Raw genomic sequence first — 20,775 nt, 5'->3', positions numbered from 1 at the left:
ACGAAAAACAAAGTCGCTTTCGTAAGTCGGCCCTAAGAAAACGAAAAAGGGAAAAATATGAGTCAGTCATTGGATACAGCTTCACTCGACACACTAAAACAAATTGTAGGGGCCGAAAACTTTTCACAGGATGAAGGCATCCGCGCCCTGTTTTCTCAGGACATTTGGGCAAAAGGCGAGACAGCAGACTTTGTTGTTAGTCCAGAGAACACGGAACAATTAGCCCACATTATTGGCATCGGCGCGAGAAAGAAAATGGCCTTTAACCCGCGCGGGGCAGGCATGTCCTACACTAAGGGGTACATCCCAAACCAGAAGCATACAGCCATCATAGACTTTTCCAAAATGGATAAAATCCTAGAGATTAACGAAGACGATATGTATGTCACGGTACAGGCTGGGTGTTCTTGGAAGACCCTCTACGAAGCTTTAAAGCCATTAGGTCTTCGCACCCCGTTCTGGGGGCCGTTATCAGGCTATTGTTCAACAATAGGCGGCGGTGTCAGTCAGAATAATGCTTTCTTCGGCGCAAGCACTCACGGCTCTTCTATTGACAGCGTCACTTCAATGACTGTGGTATTGGCAGACGGGTCGGTTATCAAAACGGGTACGGCATCGAGCCCAAAGGGCAAACCCTTCTTTCGTCAATACGGCCCTGATTTAACCGGTCTGTTTCTTTCTGATGCAGGCGCATTAGGGTATAAAGCAGAGATCACTCTCCGGCTCATCCCCCTACCGGAAGCTGAAAGCTGGGCAAGTTTTGAATATGACAATCGGGATGGCTGGGCTCAGTCACTCGCAGAAGCCGGACGTCTTGGCCTTGCCTGTGAACTATTCGGGTTTGACCCCAACCTTCAAGCGGTACGAATGAAACGCGCCAGTTTGGCTGCGGATTTCAAAACTCTGGGTAATGTCGTCAAAGGTCAAAAAGGCGGCCTTCTAAAAGGACTCAAGGAGGGCGCAAAAATCGCCATGGCGGGACGGTCTTACATGGATGACGTCGCCTACTCCCTTCACTGGACGATTGAAGGTCACAGCGATGAAGAAATTCGCGCAAAAATGAAAACTTTGAAGGATATCGCGAAGAAAAATGGGGGACGGGAAATAGAAAACTCGATTCCAAAGATTATGCGGTCAAATCCGTTTACCCCCCTAAACAATATACTTGGTCCTCAAGGGGAACGTTGGGTTCCTATTCACGGCGTCGTTCCGATGGGCGATGGAAAAGCCTGCATTGCAAAACTCGACGCCCTTTTCGAAAGTCTAAAAGAGGAAATCGAAAAATATGAAATCATGACAGGTTACCTTATGACGACTTTGTCCAATAATGGTTATTTAATTGAACCCGTCTTCATTTGGCCGGAAGAGATTTTCCAGATTCACAAAAATACAGTTGAACCAAGCGTACGCAAGCGCATCAAGCAATTTGAAAAGAACCCTGACGCCACCGCTATTGTTGAAAAAGCCCGTCAGGGAATCCTTGATATCTTCACAGAATTCGGGGCGGCCCATCTCCAAATTGGTCGAACCTATCCCTATCGCGACAATATGGATGACGCCACAAAAGCCTTGCTTGACGGGGTGAAACATCTCGTCGATCCGGCCAATTCGGTCAATTCAGGCTCACTCGGCTTTCCGGGAAAGATTTAAATTATGAAAATTATGCACGCCGCAACGCTGGTTGTGACTGACCTGAAACGCTCTTGTGAGCTTTATACAGAATGGTTGGAATATTCTGTTATTGAAAAGGGAGAAATACCCTCTGACCTGGCCGAAAGTTGGGGAACACCCAAGACCGCTGGGCGTCCTTTTGCTGTCCTCCAACCCGCCTCGGGAGCTGAAGTTTTTTTACGGTTTATCGAACAACCTGCTGTGCCAGAATATAAAGCGCTCAGCACCTATGGATGGAACGCCGTTGAAATCTGCACACAAGATACGCCTAAAGTTGCTGAGCGTATGGAGAAGTCTCCTTTTGAGATCATTGGCCCTCCAGCTGAGATTGCGGGCCTGCCGACGATTTTTCCTATGCAGGTTAAAGGCCCGGATGAAGAGATTGTTTATCTAACGCAAATCAGAGGCGACCTACCCAATTACAACCTGCCCCGAGCCGGGAGTTTCATCGATAAATTATTCATTCTGGTCATGGGGTGTTCCGATTTCCGAAACTCTAAAGACTGGCTCGTAAATCACCTAGACCTCTCTGCTGGTCGGGATATGAGTATTGATTACACCATGATAAATAAGGCCTTTGGCCTTCCGGAAGGGACGCAACACGAAATTGCTACGCTCATCCACGAAAAAGACGTTTTCCTGGAAGTGGATCAATATCCAGAGCAGGCAACACAACGGCCCCGGCATAAAGGGATGCTCCCGCCCTGTGCGGCAATCGGTACATTCCTGCATCCGGATTTTGACCGGATAGATGACCTTAACAAAAACAATTGGATCACACCGCCCATAAAGCGCAGCGGGCCGTTTTATAACAATAAACGTAGCGGAACTCTCGCCGCCCCTGACGGCACACTCATCGAAATAGTCGAGGCATAGAATGAAACAAGTTGTACTGAAACAAGAATTAGACGCGAAACCCAAAGCCGCTGATTTTGAGCTCATAGACGTTGAGACGCCTGAATGTCCAAAGGACGGACTTCTTGTCAAAGTCAGATATATATCCTTGGACCCTTATGTCGGTACCCGTCTACGCGGCAAACATATGGGCGAAGCGGCCCCCGCTCCAAGAACGGGATTAATACCAGGCGCTATTGTTGGAGAGATCCTTGAAAGCCAAGCCCCCGGTTTCAAGCCGGGCCAATTCATACACTCCATGGAAGGCGGATGGGCAGAGTTTATTGCCTTAAAGGCTGAGGACGTTCAAATCGTCGATCCAGAAGCCGCGCCCCTTGAGAGTTATATAGGGGTTCTGGGAATGCCGGGATTAACCGCCTGGGCCGGAGTAACCCAGCTTGCAAAAGTTCGGGACGGAGACGTATTCCTGGTTAATGCCGCTGCCGGCCCTGTGGGCGGGACAGCAGGACAAATTGCCCGCATGAAAGGCGCTAAAACGCTTATCGGCATAGCTGGAGGCCAAGAAAAATGCCGTGAAGTCGAAGAAAGCTACGGGTTCGATTTCTGCCTTGATTATAAACAGGCAGATTGGAAGGATGGACTCAAAAAAGCCGCTCCTGACGGCATTTCCGTCCATTTTGAAAATGTCGGCTCAGACATGCTCAGTCTTGCAATGTCCTCCATGCAACTTTATGGCCGCGCCGTACTTTGTGGTTTGGCCGCACATTATCATGAAGATGGACCGCCAGCCATGACCTCCATAGGAATGGTTATCGGCAAACGTGCAAGCTTACACGGCTTAGTCGTTTATGATTATTACTCCCGTTGGGATGAGTTCAGAAACGAAGTCGCCCCTTGGGTAAAATCAGGCAAGGTCGCTTATATCCATGATGAAGTCTCTGGGTTGGAAAAGGCTCCCGCTTTGATGGAAAAACTCATGAACGGTAAAAATGTTGGGAAATGCGTGGTGGCACTGTGAAAACCCATAATACATGGCGTGGGGTAATTGCTTATACATCTAAAAAAGCAGACCGGATGAATGAAAACAGAGGCCGCGAAACTTTCACTCTGCATGAGCAAACAAATGGCACTTCTGTTTTACATGCTCACACGGAAATTGATGACGCTCCGGATGTGCTGCGGGATGTCACGGCCAGTTTTGAAACAAAAACCCTCAACCCGATTGATGGATTTTCACGTCTCTCCGTTGGCGGCCAATTTGAAGGATGCGGATGGTTTCAATTCGATGAGACATACGCGCGGTTTAGCGGGATTAACTCAACCCATGGTCCAAACGAGGCAGAAATACCGCTGACGTCCCGCACGCCCTGGTTTGGTCACCATGCCATCATCAATGACGGGTTTTTAGGTCGTCTTTTCCCATTGGGTTCAAAGCCTGGGAAAGTCCGTCTTGAGACGGCGATGATGAGTTCCCCTGATCACAGAGGCGCAACCGGTCCGGAGCTTTTCCCCCTCTCCTTTGGTCTAGTCTATACAGGAGATGAAAAGGTATCGGTTGGAGCTGGAACATTCGAAGCCCGGAAGTTCCAAATCGTTGATACCGCAGAGGGCCTGCCAGAAGAACATCCGCCTTATGAAATGTGGTGCTCTAACGATGAGCAAGGTTTTTTCCTTCAAGGCGGCGTCGGGGGATACATGGAAACCTGGTATGAACTCGTCTCCCTAGAGAAACTTTAAATTCGGAGAAATTTTCAATGCTGACGCTTTATTCCTGTCTCGTTTTTTTCCACATTCTGCTTTTTGTATTTTGGCTGGGAGGAGATTTGGGCGTAGCCATACTCGGAGATAACTTTCGTAAGAAAGATACCTATTCCGTTCAGGAAAGGCTGACGATTTTAAAACTTTTGGTTCTTAACGATTTGGGCCCCAGATATGCTTGGGCCCTCATGATCGCGAGTACAATTTCACTTGTCACGGTCGGAGGCTATTGGGCCGTACCGGCTTGGGGCGTAATTCTTGCTTGGGTCATTAGCTTTTTTTGGCTCTGGTTGGTCTTATCTGCTCATAAAGCCGGGCAAACAGAAAAAGGGACAAAACTGCGTAAGATAGAAGTTATTTTAAAGTGGGTATTAGCCGCCTTCTATCTGGGACTGGGCTCATTGTCTTTGACGACAAATGCGCCTTTGGAGCCGAATTGGCTGGCGTCTAAAGCTCTCTTGTTTGGTCTGATCTTTGTCGCGGCCATCTTAATTGATGTCATGTTCAAACCTGTTGGGCCTCTACTAATGGCTCTGATTGAAAAAGGGTCTTCTGATGAAACCGAAGTGCCTCTTCTTCGCACAATGAATAAGTCACGTTTTTGGGTTAGGATGACGTACCTCCTCTTGGTCATTACAGCCTTTATTGGAACCACCAAGTTTTTCTAATTCTTTCCTAATTAATTATAGGCGAAAAGCAAAAAAGCCCGGTCGGTGACCGGGCTTTTTCATTTCGGGCAGTTGCCCTTAAATACCCTCTAGAAGTCCACAGCGAAGCGGGCGCCGACTTGTCTTCCACGGCGATAGGAAAGAAACGTTGCTCGTGGTCCGGTCGGATTACGATCAATTTGACCTGCTCCAGGAATACTTGCACTTATAGTGTTGAAACCTTCCAGAAGATCAAACCAACGCGTCCCTATCGGAGGAGTTTTCTCATTGAACAGGTTGCGACCGAAAATTTCAAACCGAACATTGTTATACGAAACACCGACTTTACCGCCGAAGATACTCGTTCCTCCGGTTTCTTGACTATTATGCACTTGGATGAATTTGGAACTTTCATAAGTATAATTTGCGTTTACGAAAAGATCGAGCTTTTCGTTCAGCGGCACCCTCACATCTCCAAAAATTGCGGCTTGGTGTTCTGATGTCATTGGTATCTTCTTGCCCGCGATTGAACAGGAAAGGTTGCCTGTAAACAACCCGTCAGGATCATATATGGGAGCGCTTAAGCCTGCTCCGACACTCAAGTCAGCTGGATTACGGATAAAACCTTGTGTGCTCGGATCGTCCAAATCAAATGGTTGCAAAAGATAACCACCGGAATTTAGGGTAAACTGAAAGTCGTCACAGCCTGACGTAAACTCTGCATCAGTATAAGCGTATGTGGCCCCGATTGTCAGATAGTCAGTCAGGTTATAGTTTCCCTCAAACTCTATGCCTTTAATTTCGGCATCACCTTGGTTTGTAGCTACGGAATTGAGCGCTGTGCCGACTTGTACCGGGGTCGTGAGTTGATATTTTGAGATGTCGTTGAAGAAAGCAGACAGTGTAACCTGTCCTTTGCCATTAGCCGTGCGAGCTTTGTAGCCAATTTCAAAGTTATCAGATTCTTCCGGCTCATAAAACTCGAATGATGGCTGACCGATAGGACCGTTAATTCCGCCTGGTTTCACACCGCGGGCATAACTTGCATAAAAGTTGCCGAAAGAATTAGAGTCATACGACAAGATAGCTTTTGGAATGAAATCTTTGAACGTAACTGAATTTTGATAGCCGGTGTCTTCTTGGAGGCCTTTTTCTTCTGACTGATAACGGGCTTCTAAGGAAAGCTCGACCTGATCCGTGACATCAAAATCTAACGTACCGAAGACAGCTTGGTTTTTAACAAAGCGCGTGTCGGTTGGAGGCCCGCTTATAAAGTCATTGTCTGGGTCGTTGGAAAAACTAACAGAACGCTGTTCTTCATTAAAGTCATATGCAAACGCACCAAAAGAAAAGCGAATGCGTTTATCGACCGGAGATGAGAAACGAAGCTCGCCAGAGTAATCAAATGAATCGTTCTTAGAACCATTATAAAAGAGTCCGTCAGCTTGGGGGATCGAAAAGAATGGGCTGATAGGGAAAAAGAAAGTCGTGCCCGATTGATGAGTAGAGTCAGATCCTGTCTGTAATTCCTGGTCTCTTAACCCAAACTGGGCAGAAAGCTGATATCCGCTGTCGAAACTGTAATCAGCCTTTAGAGTGCCGAAAGTCATTTCCCTATCGACACCTTGGAACGGACCAGAATCTAACGACTGTGCGGGAGCCAAATCCTCGAACTCTTGCAAGCTTCCACAGTAATACTGAAAATTATTATCCGTTGTCGGTGAGGCTGGGAAGATACCGCCAAAGGGAGGGTTTAAAAAGCTCAGGTAATTCGGGTCATAATACGCGCCGGAACGATAGCCTGGAAAACAATTATTCGCCTCAGCCCCATTGATCCGGAAAGGACGCGGCCCGTCATTATCTTCAACAACTCCCAAACGGGCTAGAACCGTCAATTTATCAGTCAGATCTGCGTCCAAAACAGCATTAAAAGATATGGTCTCCTCTGACCCCAATTGAGACCCGTCTTCTTCGTTAATGAAGGCGCTGTCTCCGTCATAAGTGTAGTAGCGACCTGAAAGAGCCAGCCCAATCCGTTCGTCCGCAAAGGAATTGGAAACACGACCGTAAACTTCGTATTCACCGTCCTCGGCCGCCAAAGTTTCAAATGAACCGCCAAACCCTTCTTTACTTGGGCGCTTGGTTACAAAGTTAATCGCGCCAGCATAGCTGTTCCGACCATATAGAGCAGATTGAGCCCCTTTGGTAACTTCGACACGCTCCAGCCCTCGTGTATCCAGAGCCTGGAGATCCCCGGAATAATATACGCCATCAATATAGTAAGCCGTGCCTGACTCGACACCGAACTGAACGCCAGCAAGAATGTTTGCCGCCCCTCGGATAACCGGACGTTCGGTTGTTCGGCCATAGGCTTGCGAAAAGGATAATCCCGCTGTGAATCTGGCTACATCGTCCACACTCCGAAGCCCCAACTCTTCAATTGCGTTTTCATCAAAGGCAGAAACGGCCACAGGCACTTCAATGAGAGTCTCCGCTTGGCGACGGGCTGTCACAACAATTTCATCTGCCGTTTGGGCAAAAGCGCTCGGCGTCGCTATCATGGCCGCAATAGCTAAAGTGGAAGCAGATAGTCCTATTACGGATTTACGAGTCAAATATGTCATTGAGGTCCCCTTCATTTTTGTGAGCATATTGTAACAATAAATATGCGCGCTATCCTGAAGACCCTTTTGATAAAAATCATTTGTATGTCTTTGAGACGAAAATCCTTTCGTCTGAGGGCAATTAAACGGCATTTCCAGGAAAAAACTTCAATTTTTGTTCAACTCGCCTGAAATTTTCCCATGAAAGATTATTTCTCAGTCTAAAAACAGAAACCCAGCGAGAATACTCGCTGGGTTTTATTTCAAGGATTGCAAACTTTGTTAGAAGTTTGCAGAAACCGTGGCCCCAAACTGGCGTCTAGATCCAGGCGTAATTCCGAAGGCACGTTGGCGATCACCATTTAGCTCCGGCGCAGCGAAATCAACGTACCGTATAATTCCGGCAACATCCTCATTTTGGAAAGCATTCTTCACCCAGAGGCGGATTGTGTAATTATCATTCTTCACACCCGTCGAGAAATTGAAGCGAGAGGAATCACCAGACTCTGCCAAATTATGAACTTGCGCGAAAAATGAGGAGCGATAAATGAAGTCTCCTCTAGCGAACCAATCCATTCCCGTATTTCCGAGATCATTCTGATAGTCCGCGCTCAAGGTAAGTTGGTGTTTGGAAACAAGCGGAGCCTGCTGCCCTCCAATATCTCCAAATTCTGCGCAAGATGTAGCAACATTTAACGCAGACCCGTCTCCAATAATGGTCCCGACTGGAAGGGTCACATCATTATTGACCAAGTCAACGCCTTGGCATCCAACGCCGCCAAACAAATAAGCTTGGTCAGCGCTCAAACCTTCTTTGAACTGTGCGTCTGTGAGCGCGTAGGTTCCGAGCAGAGAAAAGGAATCCGACAAGTCGATTTGGGTATCCAACTCAAGACCAAAAATTTCGGTGTCTCCGACATTATCACTGAAAGAGTTTACGCCGCCCGGCCCGGTCGTAAACGTCGAGGACAGAACTTGGTCACTGTAATCAATATAATATCCGGTCAAATTGAATCTAAGATTATTGACCTGTGACTTCATTCCAACTTCATAGTTCCATAAAGTTTCTTCATCATATGTTGTCGCTGGCGCATCTACACCATTGAACCCTCCAGGGGAGTTTCCTTTTGAAACAACACCATAGAACAATAAGTCATTATTGGCCTGATAATCCAATGTAAATCGCGGTAAAACAGACTCAAATGTGGCTGAGCGATCCGTACCCTCACCCGCAATAACCCGGCTTGGGTTCGCCGCATCTGGAAAAAAGTCTCCCAAGACATAGGACGCGCCCTGACGCGTTTGAATCTTATCACTGGCATATCTCAATTCGACACCCCCAGTGAGTTTTTCTGTTACGTCATATTCTACTCCCCCAAAGACAGCATAGTTATTGGTCTCGTCAGTTTCAGAGATCAGATCATAGCCGAATTCAGTTTGGGTCAGAGCATAATCTGTCCCTTTACGTTCATCATTAAAAACAAATCCACCGAACTGCCAGCGAAAACGTTGGTCCTGAGCGGAACTTAGGCGCAATTCACCAGACAAAGCCTGCCTGTCACTCCCACTGTCGCCGTAGAATCCACTGGCACCAAATAAGCAATCCGGAATGAAAGCATTGCAAACAAACGGAGACGTGATGAATAGTGGAGCGCTTGCATTATAAGATTGATCAACGCCTGATCTTTCGTTCAGGTCTGTAAATCCAAATAGGCCTGACAATGTCATACCATTTTCGAAATTATAGTCAGCCGTACCAATCAGACGGTGGGTTTTTCTTTGTAGGCCGGCGTCAACAAGTTCTGGAGTGGCCAGAGTATAGACATCCGGCACGTCGACTGTACCGCAGAAATATCCACGGGACCCCCCTTGCAGACAATTATTGAAACTAGAATCCTGAAGCGCAATTGGGAAATGATCATCATCATCTTCGGAATAAATATAACGTAGCCCAAAATCCAGATTATCAGTTGGCGTAAAATTAAATCCCGCGTTTAGACTGATAGTCTCCTGTCCAAGGGAATCACCCGTGACGCTGTTCTCGCGATCTCCGCCTAATGTGTAATATTTCCCACTAACAAAACCTTTGAGATTGTCGGTGATAGGACCGCTTAAACTGCCGTAAATCTCGTATTGATCATGTTCAGCTGCAGTCAGCTTAATTCGGCCTCCTCTTTCATCTGAAGGCGGTCGCGTCGCATAGTTGATCGCGCCAGAGAGCGTTCCACGTCCATAAATGGCACTTTGTGGTCCCCGAATAACTTCAATGCGTTGAAAACCATCAAAATCCAGCGCAGAAGAATCTCCTATGAAAGGGACTCCATCGATGAAAATCCCCACTTTACCTTCAGAAATTAAGATATTTGACGTGCCCCGGATAATGGGTCTGTCACCGTCCCGCCCAAAAGATTGTTGCTGTTGAAAACCTGGCGTAAAGTCCGAAAGTTCACTGGAATCGAAGATATTCGCCTCTTGAATTAGTTCATCTGAAAAGCTCGAAACAGAGAGCGGAACATCTTGAAGACTTTCAGCCTTCTTTCGAGCGGTGACTATTACTTCATCCTTGTTTTCATTTTCATTTGCATTCAAATTTTCTTGCGCAAAAGCAAAATTATTTCCCAGCAAAGTCGTTAAAATAAAGCTTGAAGCCGTGAACTTTAAAACTGAAGTCCGATTAAAACACATTATAGATATCCCCTTCATATTGTGTCAGTTTAAATAACTGCTTCAATATGCTTCGACGGGCCGGCGTCTATTTGACAAATATCATTTAACTGTTGTCAGCTGAGGATTGCGTCCCAAAAGCGGCGCCCAAATCAGATTTCAGTAATTTCTGTGATATAAATGACACAAATTTTTGGATTTACTCACTTCTGAAAATCCAAAAAAGACTCCGTGAAAATTTATCCGGTCCGGCCAGTGATATAATCCTGAGTACGGCTGTCTCCCGGATTAGTGAAAATCTTCTCTGTCGCGTCATATTCGATTAACTCGCCCATATAGAAGAAGGCAGTCTTGTCCGAAACGCGAGCCGCTTGCGCCATCGAATGGGTGACGATTATAATGCAATAACGCTCTTTCAACTCCTGAATTAACGCTTCGAGTTTGGCCGTCGCAATCGGGTCCAGAGCAGAGGCGGGTTCATCCATCAATATGACTTCGGGATTTACCGCAATAGCGCGCGCAATAACCAATCTCTGTTGCTGCCCCCCTGACAGGCCAGTACCCGCGATTTTCAATCGGTCTTTGACTTCATCCCAGAGTCCGGCGCGGCGAAGTGACCTCTCAACCAAAGCGTCCATCTCGGCTTTGCTTGTGGTCATACCATGAATTTTGGGACCATAAGCGACATTGTCATAAATGGATTTCGGAAACGGATTTGGCTTTTGAAACACCATACCCACGCGGGCCCGTAGTAAGACCGGGTCAAGGCCTTTGTCGTAAATATCCTGACCATCCATTGTGACAGTGCCGCTGACACGGGCGCCGTCAATCGTATCGTTCATCCGGTTAAATGTTCGAAGAAAAGTGGATTTGCCACATCCTGACGGCCCAATAAAAGCTGTTACGCCGCGGTCAGCAATATCAATATCAATGCCGTGGAGCGCTTCGAAGTCACCATAGTGAACGCGTACATCACGGCAGATAAATTTCGGGTTTTGAATATCCATAGTCGAAATTTTCTCTACATGCGTTTTTCTAAACGGTTTCTGAGCCAAATTGCCAGACCGTTCATAAGAACCAATATAACCAAAAGGATGATAATTGCGGCCGCTGTTCTCTCCGACCACGCCCGTTCTGCACTATCAGACCATAAGAAGATTTGCACGGGCAGAGCGGTCGAGGGGTCTGTTACGCTATTTGGCACTTCGGTGACAAATGCGACCATACCGATCATCAAAAGCGGAGCTGTCTCGCCCAGTACCTGAGCCATTGCAATGATTGACCCGGTCAAAATGCCAGGGGCCGCCAAGGGAAGTTTCTGCTGGAAGACCGATTGTGTATGCGAGGCGCCTAATGACAAAGCGCCGTTTACAATCCCCGGCCCGACGGACCGAAGAGCCGCTCGGGTTGCAACCACGATGGTTGGGAAAGCCCGGAGAGCTAAGACCATACCGCCTACCAAGGGAATCGATCGGGACAACCCCATGAAGTTGATAAAAATGGCCAGTCCTAAGAGACCAAAAACAATAGACGGCACCGCCGCAAGGTTATTAATGTTTATTTCGATCAAGTCAGTCCATTTATTTTTAGGAGCAAACTCATCCAGATAAAGCGCGGAGCCAACCCCTATGGGGAGCGCCAAAAGGAAAGCAATGACAACAATCATGATAGATCCCACCACTGCCCCGGCAATACCTGCCAGTTCCGGATCTCGGCTATCTGGATGCGTAAACAAAATTGTGTTGAACTTCTTCTTGATGATTCCGCGCTCTTTCAGAGAGTCGATCCAGGCAATCTGTTCGTTCGAAACTTGACGAAGGGATTCTGGTAAATCCCGGTCAATATACCCTTTGAGAAGTTGATCTACCATATCAGAGGTTGGCACCGTCATCGTCACAGTTTGTCCGATCAAAGAGGGGTCATTATATACCAATACGCGAATTTGGTGCGTCGCACCCGAGGCAGATGTGAGAGCAAAGAGGTCGCGCCGTTCCCGCCGCTCGGTCACCTCTGGAAAGAGGTCATACATTGTTTCTTGCAACACGCGGCGGTAATTCGCGCCTCTAAGTTCTTGTGGGTCACGCGTGCCGTCAGGAGATATAACCGATTCGGTCAATTCGACATCCAGAGTCATAAAGTTCTGCTGGAAAGCCGTAAAACCCGTTCCGGCGAGACTGAAAAGCAACCAGGTCAACGCCGCTAAAGCGAACAGGACAGCTGCCCGTCCCCAGATTTTAAAACGCCATTCCCGCGCCCGGCGGGACTTTAAGTGCTTTTGCGCCCTATCAGCTGCCAGCTGGGATTCGCGCTTTGTCTCCGTCACGCCAGACTCAGAGTTTTGAATGTCAGGAGAGGTCGCCATCAATCATACCTCTCGCGATAGCGCCTGACGACGGAAAGAGCGATCATGTTTAGGATCAGTGTAATCACAAATAAGACCAATCCTAAAGCAAAAGCGGCTAACGTTTTGGGACTATCAAATTCTTGGTCTCCCGTTAGCAACGCCACGATTTGGACCGTCACCGTTGTGACCGCCTCAAAGGGATTGCCTGTCAAATTTGCGGCTCGCCCCGCCGCCATTACAACGATCATGGTCTCGCCGATTGCGCGCGATACCGCCAAGAGAAACGCCCCGATAATACCGGGGAGCGCGCCTTTGAACACGACCTGTTTCATAGTTTCAGATTTGGTAGCTCCCAGAGCATAGGATCCATCCCGCAAAGATTGCGGAACTGCATTAATAACATCATCTGACAAAGAGGAGATTAGGGGAATAATCATAACCCCCATGACAACGCCCGCCGCCAAGGCGCTTTGTGTTGGAACAGAAAACCCCAGTGTCTCGGCAAAGTTTCTGATTGTCGGGCCCACAGTCAAAAGCGCAAAAAAACCGTAGACCACTGTCGGGATACCCGCCAGAATTTCAATCAAAGGCTTCACAATTTTTCGAGTCCCAGCAGATGCATATTCCGATAGGTAAATCGCAATCATGAGGCCGACCGGGCCGGAAATCGCCATCGCAACGAGCATGATTAAAAATGTACCCGCAAAGATTGGAACGGCGCCAAAACTCCCTGATTGGCCGGCCTGATCTGCTCGCAAGGCTGTTTGCGGCGACCACTGCAACCCAAAAAGAAAGTCTAAAAATGAAACTTTAGAGAAGAACCGTAAACTCTCAAACAAGAGCGAGAGGACAATGCCAAATGTTGTCAGGACTGCGATGAAAGAGAGAATGATAAGGCAGAAATGGATGAAGCGCTCCACCCAGGTTCTAGCGGCAAATTCCGGGCTGATTTTTCGGTTTAGCAGAAAGACTATAGACACCCCGGAAGCGAGCACCAAAGCAAGCCATGTCAAATCATAGATGTCACTGCCATTGCGGAAATATAGTCCCGCGACGAAAAGTAGGAAAGAAGAGAAACCAACAACCCACGCCGTGAAATACCCATGGTAACTGGCTTGGGAATGCCATCCTGACCCCTTTAAAAGCGTCGTCCCCATCGCTTCATTGGCCCGGCTGGACAAATAGCGATCCAATGCGAGGTTCTTATTATAAAGAAACCCGCCAACCGTCAGAACGACCATCAGAATCAGAATATAGAGTATTATCTGATCCACTGGGGTTTCCTCTTATCTAAAGGTTTATTTAACGTTCGGCGCCCGCATAAGACGATTGTGCAATAGTTTTGTGACATTCCGTCACTCAATCACAGGGTAACAACGATTCTATCAGAGCCTATTGGCTATAAGCTCTAAGCTGCTTAACATCCTCACGTATTTCTGTCCGCTCTGGGCCTCGCAAAGGCACGAGGCCGATTTCCGCAAGATAGCCTCCCTCCCCGACTGCTTGGTCTGATGTGAATTCCAACGCATACTCTTTTAGTCCAGGTGTAAATTCTACATTGTCCTTTTTCAGATAAAAATAGAGTGACCTTGAGACTTTATAATCTCCCGCGACAATATTTTCAAATTGCGGCTCGATGCCTTCAATCCGAGCACCTTTGATTTTGTCGATATTTTGATCAAGGAATGAATAGCCGAAAACCCCTATAGCGCTCGGGGTGTTCACAAGCGTCTGAACGAGGGCATTATCATTTTCGCCGCCGTCGATCCAAAAACCATCTTCCCGCAAAGTATGCGCCGCAACCTCGAATGCATCTTCATCCGTTTCAGCTAAATCGGCGAGACAGCTGATTTCTTTAGCCCCGCCTTCCATAGCAATTTCAACGAACGCATCTCGCGTTCCTGACGTTGGCGGCGGCCCGTAAGCTTCGATCTTGATGGCAGGTAACTCTGAATTTACCTCAGACCATTTTGTATGTGGGTTTGGACGCAGAGTACAATCTGTATCGGATATCGGAACATTTTTGGCAAAGGCCATATAAATGTCTCTCAACGACATATCCATATTCGGGGCGTTACGCGCATTTGCGAGAACAATTCCGTCGTAACCAATCTTGACCTCGACAATTTCTTCGACACCGTTTTTCTTGCAAAGCTCATATTCAGACTTTTTTTGTCGCCGCGAAGAGTTTGTGACGTCAGGCGTTCCCGGGCCTGACCCATTACAAAACAGTTTGTGCCCGCCGCCAGAGCCTGTCGCTTCGACGACAACATTATGACCGGTTATATTTTTAAATTCCTGCGCGACCTTAGTGGAGAAGGGATAGACAGTGGAAGATCCCACCACGCGTATTTCGCTAGATTCAGCGGGCTTGGGCAGAGAATTCGGCTGCTGACAGGCTGTTAAAGCCGCGATTGCTGTAAGCGCTAGAATTTTTGCTTTCATGGTCATCTTTATTACCTCTTCACATCTTGTGCAGCATTCTGCTCGGAGGCCGCGGCTCACACGCACAAAAGACCTGGGACCTGGCTAAAGAATTATATTGAATATTCAGCCGTTCTCCAACGGACATCGCCAAACGCGGAATGTCAAAAATTTGTATCACTTTCGTCATATTTTAATGACACTTTGATGACAGCCACAGCTTTGGACGGGAATTTTAAAGCGCCTGCAGCCTCAGCATATGCCGCTAAAATCAGGATTTTGCGATTCCACAGATTTGGGCAGTTACAAGCCCGAGAACAGCGGGCGGCTTCTCTGTGTATAACCTTATCTAGCATTCCTCTTGGGCTTAGGTATAGCGAGCGGCAAGGTCTGTGTTCAAGGCTGACATTTTATGACTTTGTCATAAAACTGTTTAATCTTTGTAATACGGCTGTAACAACTCGTAAGAAAAAGGCGCGACCTTAGAATAATGAAGTCGCAACCTTAGAATCAGGTGAGACTTAGGGAGATCTGAATGTCTGTATTAGGCATAGAAATTCTAGCTATTGCTGGCTTTTTGATTGCGGCTTATTCCGTTGTCGCGAATGACGCTATTCAAACATTGGGGACTTTCTTATCCTCAAACTCAAAACGCCCTTGGTGGGTTTTGTGGATTTTTGCTGCCGCTGTTCTCGTGATCGTTATGGCATTTGGCTTTTATACACAATCCGGGGATATCGCCTTTGGACGACTTAATCGACTCCCTTACCCTGATGGCGGCGTTCAATGGTATCATGTCCTCCCCCCCATCGTGCTGTTATTTCTGACACGGTATGGCATTCCCGTCTCGACGACTTTCTTGGTTCTAACGGTCTTTGCTTTAACAGGCGGGGCGGAAACCGAAGGCGTTCTGGGTAAAATGCTTATTAAATCAGGTATGGGTTATGTCGTCGCCTTTGGCGCCGGCGTCGTCATTTACACAGTTATTTCTCGGATGTGGTCGCGTTGGATACATAATACCCGAGACCAGCCCCTCCCGTTTTACTGGACTCTTATACAGTGGTCATCAACCGCCTTTTTGTGGTGGCAATGGCTAGCGCAGGATTTTGCCAATATCTTCATCTTCCTTCCGCGTACGACAACTGAAATTGACGGCGTCACCCAGGTCACGTTCAACACACCGACGCTCGTATTCGCAACCATAGTGATGGTCGTCTTACTTGGCTGGGTTTTCAAAACGCGCGGCGGTAAAATTCAGGAAATCGTCCTATCCAAGACGAATACAACCGATGTTCGGGCGGCCACAGTCATCGATTTGATGTTCGCTATTATTCTTTACTACTTCAAAGAAATGAACGACGTGCCGATGTCGACAACATGGGTCTTCTTGGGACTGATAGCGGGTCGCGAGTTAGCCATCAGTTTTGTCGCTAACCTACGCCCTATGAAGAAAGCCGTCAGAGACGTCTTACTTGACATGGGCCGGTTATTCTTCGGCTTGATCATCAGTATTCTTCTGGCTGTCCTCGTGCCTTGGGTAGCTACCGGAAACATGATCACGCTCTAATATCGGCGCGAGTCGTTACCATGGTCAGAGATTCGTTCACTGGCCTTTAGCATTCCATAACTTACGAGAATAAACGCCGGCCCTTCAATGTGCCTAATTGAGCCGGCAAGAGGCCAATCCGCCATGATGCGATAGGCAGCGAGGCTCATAGGAGCCAATCCTGAAACGACTTGATTGAAAATGGTACGGGTGAAAGGACTTGAACCTTCACATCTCTCGATACCAGAACCTAAATCTGGCGCGTCTACCAATTCCGCCACACCCGCACGATGCTCTCACCTCTAGGAGGTGGTAAGTAGGCGCGCGGATTAGCGCCCTGTCTCGCCTTCGTCAACCGTCTTTTGCCGCCATAGGTGCTTTATACATTGACCAGTAATACGCGATGCCGCCGCTAATAATATTAGCAGCCGCAATTCCAAAGAACGCACCTCGCAAGCCATCGAAATATACCCCCACACCAATTAAAGGCGCAAACAGAAGGAGCGAGCGCATAATTGTGTAAACCAACCCGAACAAAGGACGACCCAAAGCATTAAACCCGGCTGCACTAACAAAAACAAAGCCATATCCTGAGATCGTAATAGGTACGATCCAGAAGTAAGTTGTTGCCAGATCCAGAACGACGGGATCATTGGTAAAGACATCTGCAATCGGACGGGCAAGCAGAGCGAGAATCGCCGCGGCTATACTTGTCCAAATCAGGCAGATTTTATAACTCACCTTAAACGCTTCCCGAACTCTATCCGTTTTGCCTGCGCCGCCATTTTGCCCCGTCACGGCGCCGATACAGGCCGACAGAGCGTATAGCAGGCCGACAGAAAGAAGTTCCGCGCGGCTGGTCAGAGTAAAAGCGGCCACGTCTTCAACGGTAAGACTGTTCCCGATAATCGAAACCGCCACAGCTGTACCTATCGGCACAATTATATTGGTCACAGCCGCTGGGAGCCCAACCTTTCCGACGGTCCACCATGCATGACGAATGGAAGAAAATGTCATCTCGACAAATGACACCGCTTTGCGGCGGAACTGGACGATGTAGAATCCGAATAACGCCGCCACTGTATTCCCGATGACCGTCGCCAAAGCGGCTCCGGGGACTTCGAGCCTGGGGAATGGCCCCCAGCCGAAAATCAGAAAAGGGTCGATTATAATATTCAAAACCGCCCCTAATATCATGATGGAGGACGGCAAAGCCGCTTCGCCTCCGGCCCTTAAAATATTGTTGGAGATCATTGCGACCGAAACAATCACGAGGCCTGGAAGAGAAATCGCCAAATATTGAGAGGCCATGACGCCGACCTCTCCTTTTGCCCCCATCATGGGTAAAAGGGACGGGATGAACAACCACATCAAAGAAACCAGAATCGTCATAACAAAGAGAGCAAAAAGAATAGCCGCCGCGGCGTGACGGGCGGCTTTTGCATGGTCCCCTTTTCCTATAGCCCGGCTAATGGCGCTCATCGTGCCTGCGCCTAAACCGATATTTGCGCTGTTCCCCAGAAAGGTCAGCGGATAAGCAAAACCAACGGCCGCCAAGGCCATCACACCCAAGTCGGGGCGGGCGTCGTCGGTCAAATTGCCGAGATAAATGGTATCGATCAAACCGGCTGAAAGTAGTGCCAATACAGCTAAGGCGAATGGCCCCAACATACGAAGAATATGCCCCTGAATAGGGCCCTCTGTCAGATCGATTCTACCCTTGCCCGTTCCAACCGGAGGCGTAATAGCGTCCGGCAGGGATTCGGAAAGCTGGGCATCAAGCGTGTCCTTGGGCGCAGATCTCTGATCGTCGGTCAATCGTTACTCATCTCGGTGAGACGGAGCAAACGCCGCGAGCGTCGCCATTTGGGCAATCTCGGATGCGGTGGCCCCCAGCGAACAAATCTGCACGGGTTTTTCTAATCCGGTCAGGAAAGGCCCCAAAACAGTGGCCCCGCCGACGGCGTCTAATAACTTTGTTGAAATAGACGCTGAGTGAATGGCCGGCATGACCAAGACATTGGCAGCATCCGTCAATCGAGAAAACGGATACGTCAAAACATGAAGTTGATCGAGCGCCACATCGGCCGCCATATCCCCCTCATATTCAAAATCGACATCGCGTCCGTCCAGAATTTCTACGGCCCTGCGAACTTTTTGCATCCGCTCTCCAATCGGGTTGCCGAATGTAGAGTAAGATAAGAAAGCCACACGGGGTTCAAATCCAAATTGTCGCGCAAAATGCGCTGTCGTTTCGGCGATATCTGCCAGGTCTTCGGCTTCGGGTAATTCAGTAATGTTTGTATCCGCAATAAATAAAGTGCGGTTTTTATTGACGACCACACTCACACCCATGGTGCGCTCATGTTCGACATGGTTCAGCACAAGCTGCACATCGTTCAACGCAATATCATAGCTTCGCGTCACACCGGTCACCATGCCGTCCGCCAAGTCATGATGCAGCATCAAAGCAGAGAAGACGTTTCGGTCATTATTGACGAGGCGCTGGGCATCGCGGCGAAGGAAACCTTTGCGCTGCAAACGGGAGTAAAGATAATCCGTAAACTCTGCATTCCGGTCAAAAAGACGGGCGTTTAGCACCATCAGACTGTCTGGCTTTTCAATGCCAAGCAGTTTCATATTATCATAAATCGGTTTTTCGCGGCCGATGAGAATCGCTTTGCCAAGACCGCGTTGTTGAAACGCTTGCGCGGCGCGGATTACAGCAGGTTCTTCGCCTTCGGCAAAAATGATTGTTTTTGGATCTTGTTGGACAGTGGCTGTAATGCCCTGCAAAATTGCGGCCGTCGGATCCTGACGTCGGGCCAGAGACTTTTTGTAAGCCTCCATATCCTCAATAGGCTTGCGCGCGACGCCTGTGTCCATCGCGGCCTGAGCGACATAAGGCGGGATTTCGGAAATAAGGCGCGGGTCAAACGGCGCGGGAATAATATATTCCGGACCGTATGACGGCCGTTTGCCGTGATATGCCGCTGCGACCTCTTCGGGCACGTCTTGGCGAGCCAGATCAGCCAGAGCCCGCGCGCAGGCAAGTTTCATTTCTTCGTTTACATTTCGTGCTCGTACGTCAAGCGCGCCTCGGAAGATATAGGGGAAACCAAGAACGTTATTGACCTGATTAGGGTAATCGGAACGGCCTGTCGCAATAATAGCGTCGTCACGTACGTCTTTAATATCTTCTGGCGAAATTTCCGGATCAGGGTTGGCCATCGCAAAAATAATCGGTTTTGGCGCCATAGACGCGACCATCTCTTTCGACACAATCCCGGCGACAGAAAGTCCGAAAAAGACATCGGCGCCCTCAATAGCTTCCGCCAGTGTGCGTTTATCAGTTTCAACCGCATGCGGCGCTTTCCACTGATCCATATATTCCTGGCGGCCCTGATAGATAACGCCGCGACTATCGACGACGATCGCGTTCTCATCCTTAACGCCAAGCGCTTTCACCAGGTTCAGAACAGACAATCCCGCGGCGCCGGCTCCAGAGAGCACAAGTTTCAAATCTTCGAATTTGCGGCCCGTCAGATGACAGGCATTGATCAGGCCAGCAGTTGCGATAATCGCTGTCCCGTGCTGGTCATCATGGAAAACAGGAATATCGAGCTTGTCACGGAGCTCTTGCTCAATGATGAAGCATTCCGGAGACCCGATGTCTTCCAGATTGATGCCGCCAAATGTATTGCCAAAGCGCTGAACGCATTCGATAAACTTCTCGGCGTCTTCTTCCTCGACTTCGATGTCGAAACTATCGATATCCGCAAATCTTTTAAAAAGAACAGACTTCCCTTCCATTACAGGTTTGGACGCCATCGCTCCTAAATTTCCGAGTCCCAGAATAGCCGTCCCATTAGAGATTACAGCCACCATATTGCCCTTGGACGTGTAATCGTAAACCGTGTCCTTATCCGCCGCGATCGCTTCGACCGGAACAGCCACACCCGGAGAATAGGCCAGACTCAGGTCGCGTTGCGTCGCCATAGGCTTTGTCGGCTGAAGCGAAAGCTTCCCGGGAATAGGCTTTGAATGAAAATCCAAAGCCTGTTGGTCAGTGATATAAGCCCGTTTAGGCGGACGTGGTTCGAGTTTAGCCATGTTTCTCTCTCGCTCTATCCCAATAGACACAACGGAGAGAATTTGCCGACTGGCCTACTCCCTCCCCGCATCGAATAATTTTCTGGCTCATAACGCTGTTTGTGTTTCAATCCTACCCATAATTGCTTTTATCTTCGAGGGCGTTGATTA

15 protein-coding genes and 1 tRNA gene are annotated in these 20,775 nt (G+C 48.4%); 6 read left to right on the top strand and 10 right to left on the bottom strand.

Annotated elements, in window-relative coordinates; genetic code table 11:
• The first annotated feature begins 57 nt into the window (after nt 1-57).
• The 5 genes from ACNA05_RS09955 to ACNA05_RS09935 are packed head-to-tail and all read left to right on the top strand — an operon-like array spanning nt 58 to nt 4,952.
• Nucleotides 58-1,650 (top strand): FAD-binding oxidoreductase, encoded by a 1,593-nt coding sequence (locus ACNA05_RS09955; RefSeq protein WP_415811331.1) that lies wholly within the window; start codon nt 58-60, stop codon nt 1,648-1,650.
• Between the two features lie 3 nt (nt 1,651-1,653).
• On the top strand, nt 1,654-2,547 hold the full coding sequence (locus ACNA05_RS09950) for a hypothetical protein (protein WP_415811330.1): 894 nt from the start codon (nt 1,654-1,656) through the stop codon (nt 2,545-2,547).
• 1 nt (nt 2,548) lies between these two features.
• Nucleotides 2,549-3,544, top strand: a complete 996-nt coding sequence (locus ACNA05_RS09945; protein ID WP_415811329.1) for a zinc-binding dehydrogenase — start codon at nt 2,549-2,551, stop codon at nt 3,542-3,544.
• Complete coding sequence (locus ACNA05_RS09940; protein WP_415811328.1) at nt 3,541-4,263, top strand: hypothetical protein; 723 nt, start codon at nt 3,541-3,543, stop codon at nt 4,261-4,263. Before ACNA05_RS09945 ends, ACNA05_RS09940 begins: the two co-directional genes overlap by 4 nt.
• A gap of 17 nt (nt 4,264-4,280) precedes the next feature.
• Complete coding sequence (locus ACNA05_RS09935) at nt 4,281-4,952, top strand: hypothetical protein (RefSeq protein WP_415811327.1); 672 nt, start codon at nt 4,281-4,283, stop codon at nt 4,950-4,952.
• A gap of 89 nt (nt 4,953-5,041) precedes the next feature.
• On the opposite strand, the gene ACNA05_RS09930 is transcribed toward ACNA05_RS09935, so the two are convergent.
• The 6 genes from ACNA05_RS09930 to ACNA05_RS09905 form a co-directional block, all read right to left on the bottom strand.
• Entirely contained in the window at nt 5,042-7,555 is a 2,514-nt protein-coding gene (locus ACNA05_RS09930) for a TonB-dependent receptor (RefSeq protein WP_415811326.1), read from the bottom strand.
• Nucleotides 7,556-7,816: 261 nt separating this feature from the next.
• Nucleotides 7,817-10,219: a TonB-dependent receptor gene (locus ACNA05_RS09925; protein ID WP_415811325.1), complete on the bottom strand. Its 2,403-nt coding sequence runs from the start codon at nt 10,217-10,219 to the stop codon at nt 7,817-7,819.
• A 218-nt stretch (nt 10,220-10,437) separates the two neighbouring features.
• A complete protein-coding gene (gene pstB / locus ACNA05_RS09920; protein ID WP_415811323.1) occupies nt 10,438-11,205 on the bottom strand; it encodes a phosphate ABC transporter ATP-binding protein PstB in 768 nt (255 codons plus the stop codon).
• 14 nt (nt 11,206-11,219) lie between these two features.
• Entirely contained in the window at nt 11,220-12,560 is a 1,341-nt protein-coding gene (locus tag ACNA05_RS09915) for a PstA family ABC transporter permease (protein WP_415811322.1), read from the bottom strand.
• Nucleotides 12,560-13,816 carry a phosphate ABC transporter permease subunit PstC gene (gene pstC / locus ACNA05_RS09910; protein WP_415811321.1) on the bottom strand — a complete coding sequence of 419 codons (1,257 nt, stop codon included), beginning with the start codon at nt 13,814-13,816 and terminating at the stop codon, nt 12,560-12,562. The genes ACNA05_RS09915 and pstC overlap by 1 nt, the downstream gene beginning before the upstream one ends.
• Nucleotides 13,817-13,934: 118 nt before the next feature.
• Nucleotides 13,935-14,987 (bottom strand): substrate-binding domain-containing protein, encoded by a 1,053-nt coding sequence (locus ACNA05_RS09905; RefSeq protein WP_415811320.1) that lies wholly within the window; start codon nt 14,985-14,987, stop codon nt 13,935-13,937.
• Nucleotides 14,988-15,501: 514 nt separating this feature from the next.
• Between ACNA05_RS09905 and ACNA05_RS09900 the strand changes: the two genes are divergently transcribed.
• A complete protein-coding gene (locus tag ACNA05_RS09900) occupies nt 15,502-16,533 on the top strand; it encodes a hypothetical protein (RefSeq protein WP_415811319.1) in 1,032 nt (343 codons plus the stop codon).
• Here ACNA05_RS09900 and ACNA05_RS09895 read toward each other — a convergent pair.
• The 4 genes from ACNA05_RS09895 to ACNA05_RS09880 form a co-directional block, all read right to left on the bottom strand.
• Nucleotides 16,530-16,682 (bottom strand): hypothetical protein, encoded by a 153-nt coding sequence (locus tag ACNA05_RS09895; RefSeq protein WP_415811318.1) that lies wholly within the window; start codon nt 16,680-16,682, stop codon nt 16,530-16,532. The genes ACNA05_RS09900 and ACNA05_RS09895 overlap by 4 nt on opposite strands.
• Nucleotides 16,683-16,714: 32 nt before the next feature.
• A tRNA-Leu gene (locus ACNA05_RS09890) sits at nt 16,715-16,799 on the bottom strand.
• A gap of 64 nt (nt 16,800-16,863) precedes the next feature.
• Nucleotides 16,864-18,330, bottom strand: coding sequence for an MATE family efflux transporter (locus ACNA05_RS09885; protein WP_415811317.1), 1,467 nt, complete (start codon nt 18,328-18,330; stop codon nt 16,864-16,866).
• A gap of 3 nt (nt 18,331-18,333) precedes the next feature.
• Nucleotides 18,334-20,625, bottom strand: a complete 2,292-nt coding sequence (locus ACNA05_RS09880) for an NADP-dependent malic enzyme (RefSeq protein WP_415811316.1) — start codon at nt 20,623-20,625, stop codon at nt 18,334-18,336.
• Nucleotides 20,626-20,775 lie beyond the last annotated feature (150 nt).

The organism is Litorimonas haliclonae, from assembly GCF_965138505.1.
In the GTDB taxonomy this organism is placed as follows: domain Bacteria; phylum Pseudomonadota; class Alphaproteobacteria; order Caulobacterales; family Maricaulaceae; genus Litorimonas; species Litorimonas haliclonae.
Note: the sequence above shows the minus strand (reverse complement) of the source record. Positions and strands in the feature narration are given on the sequence as shown.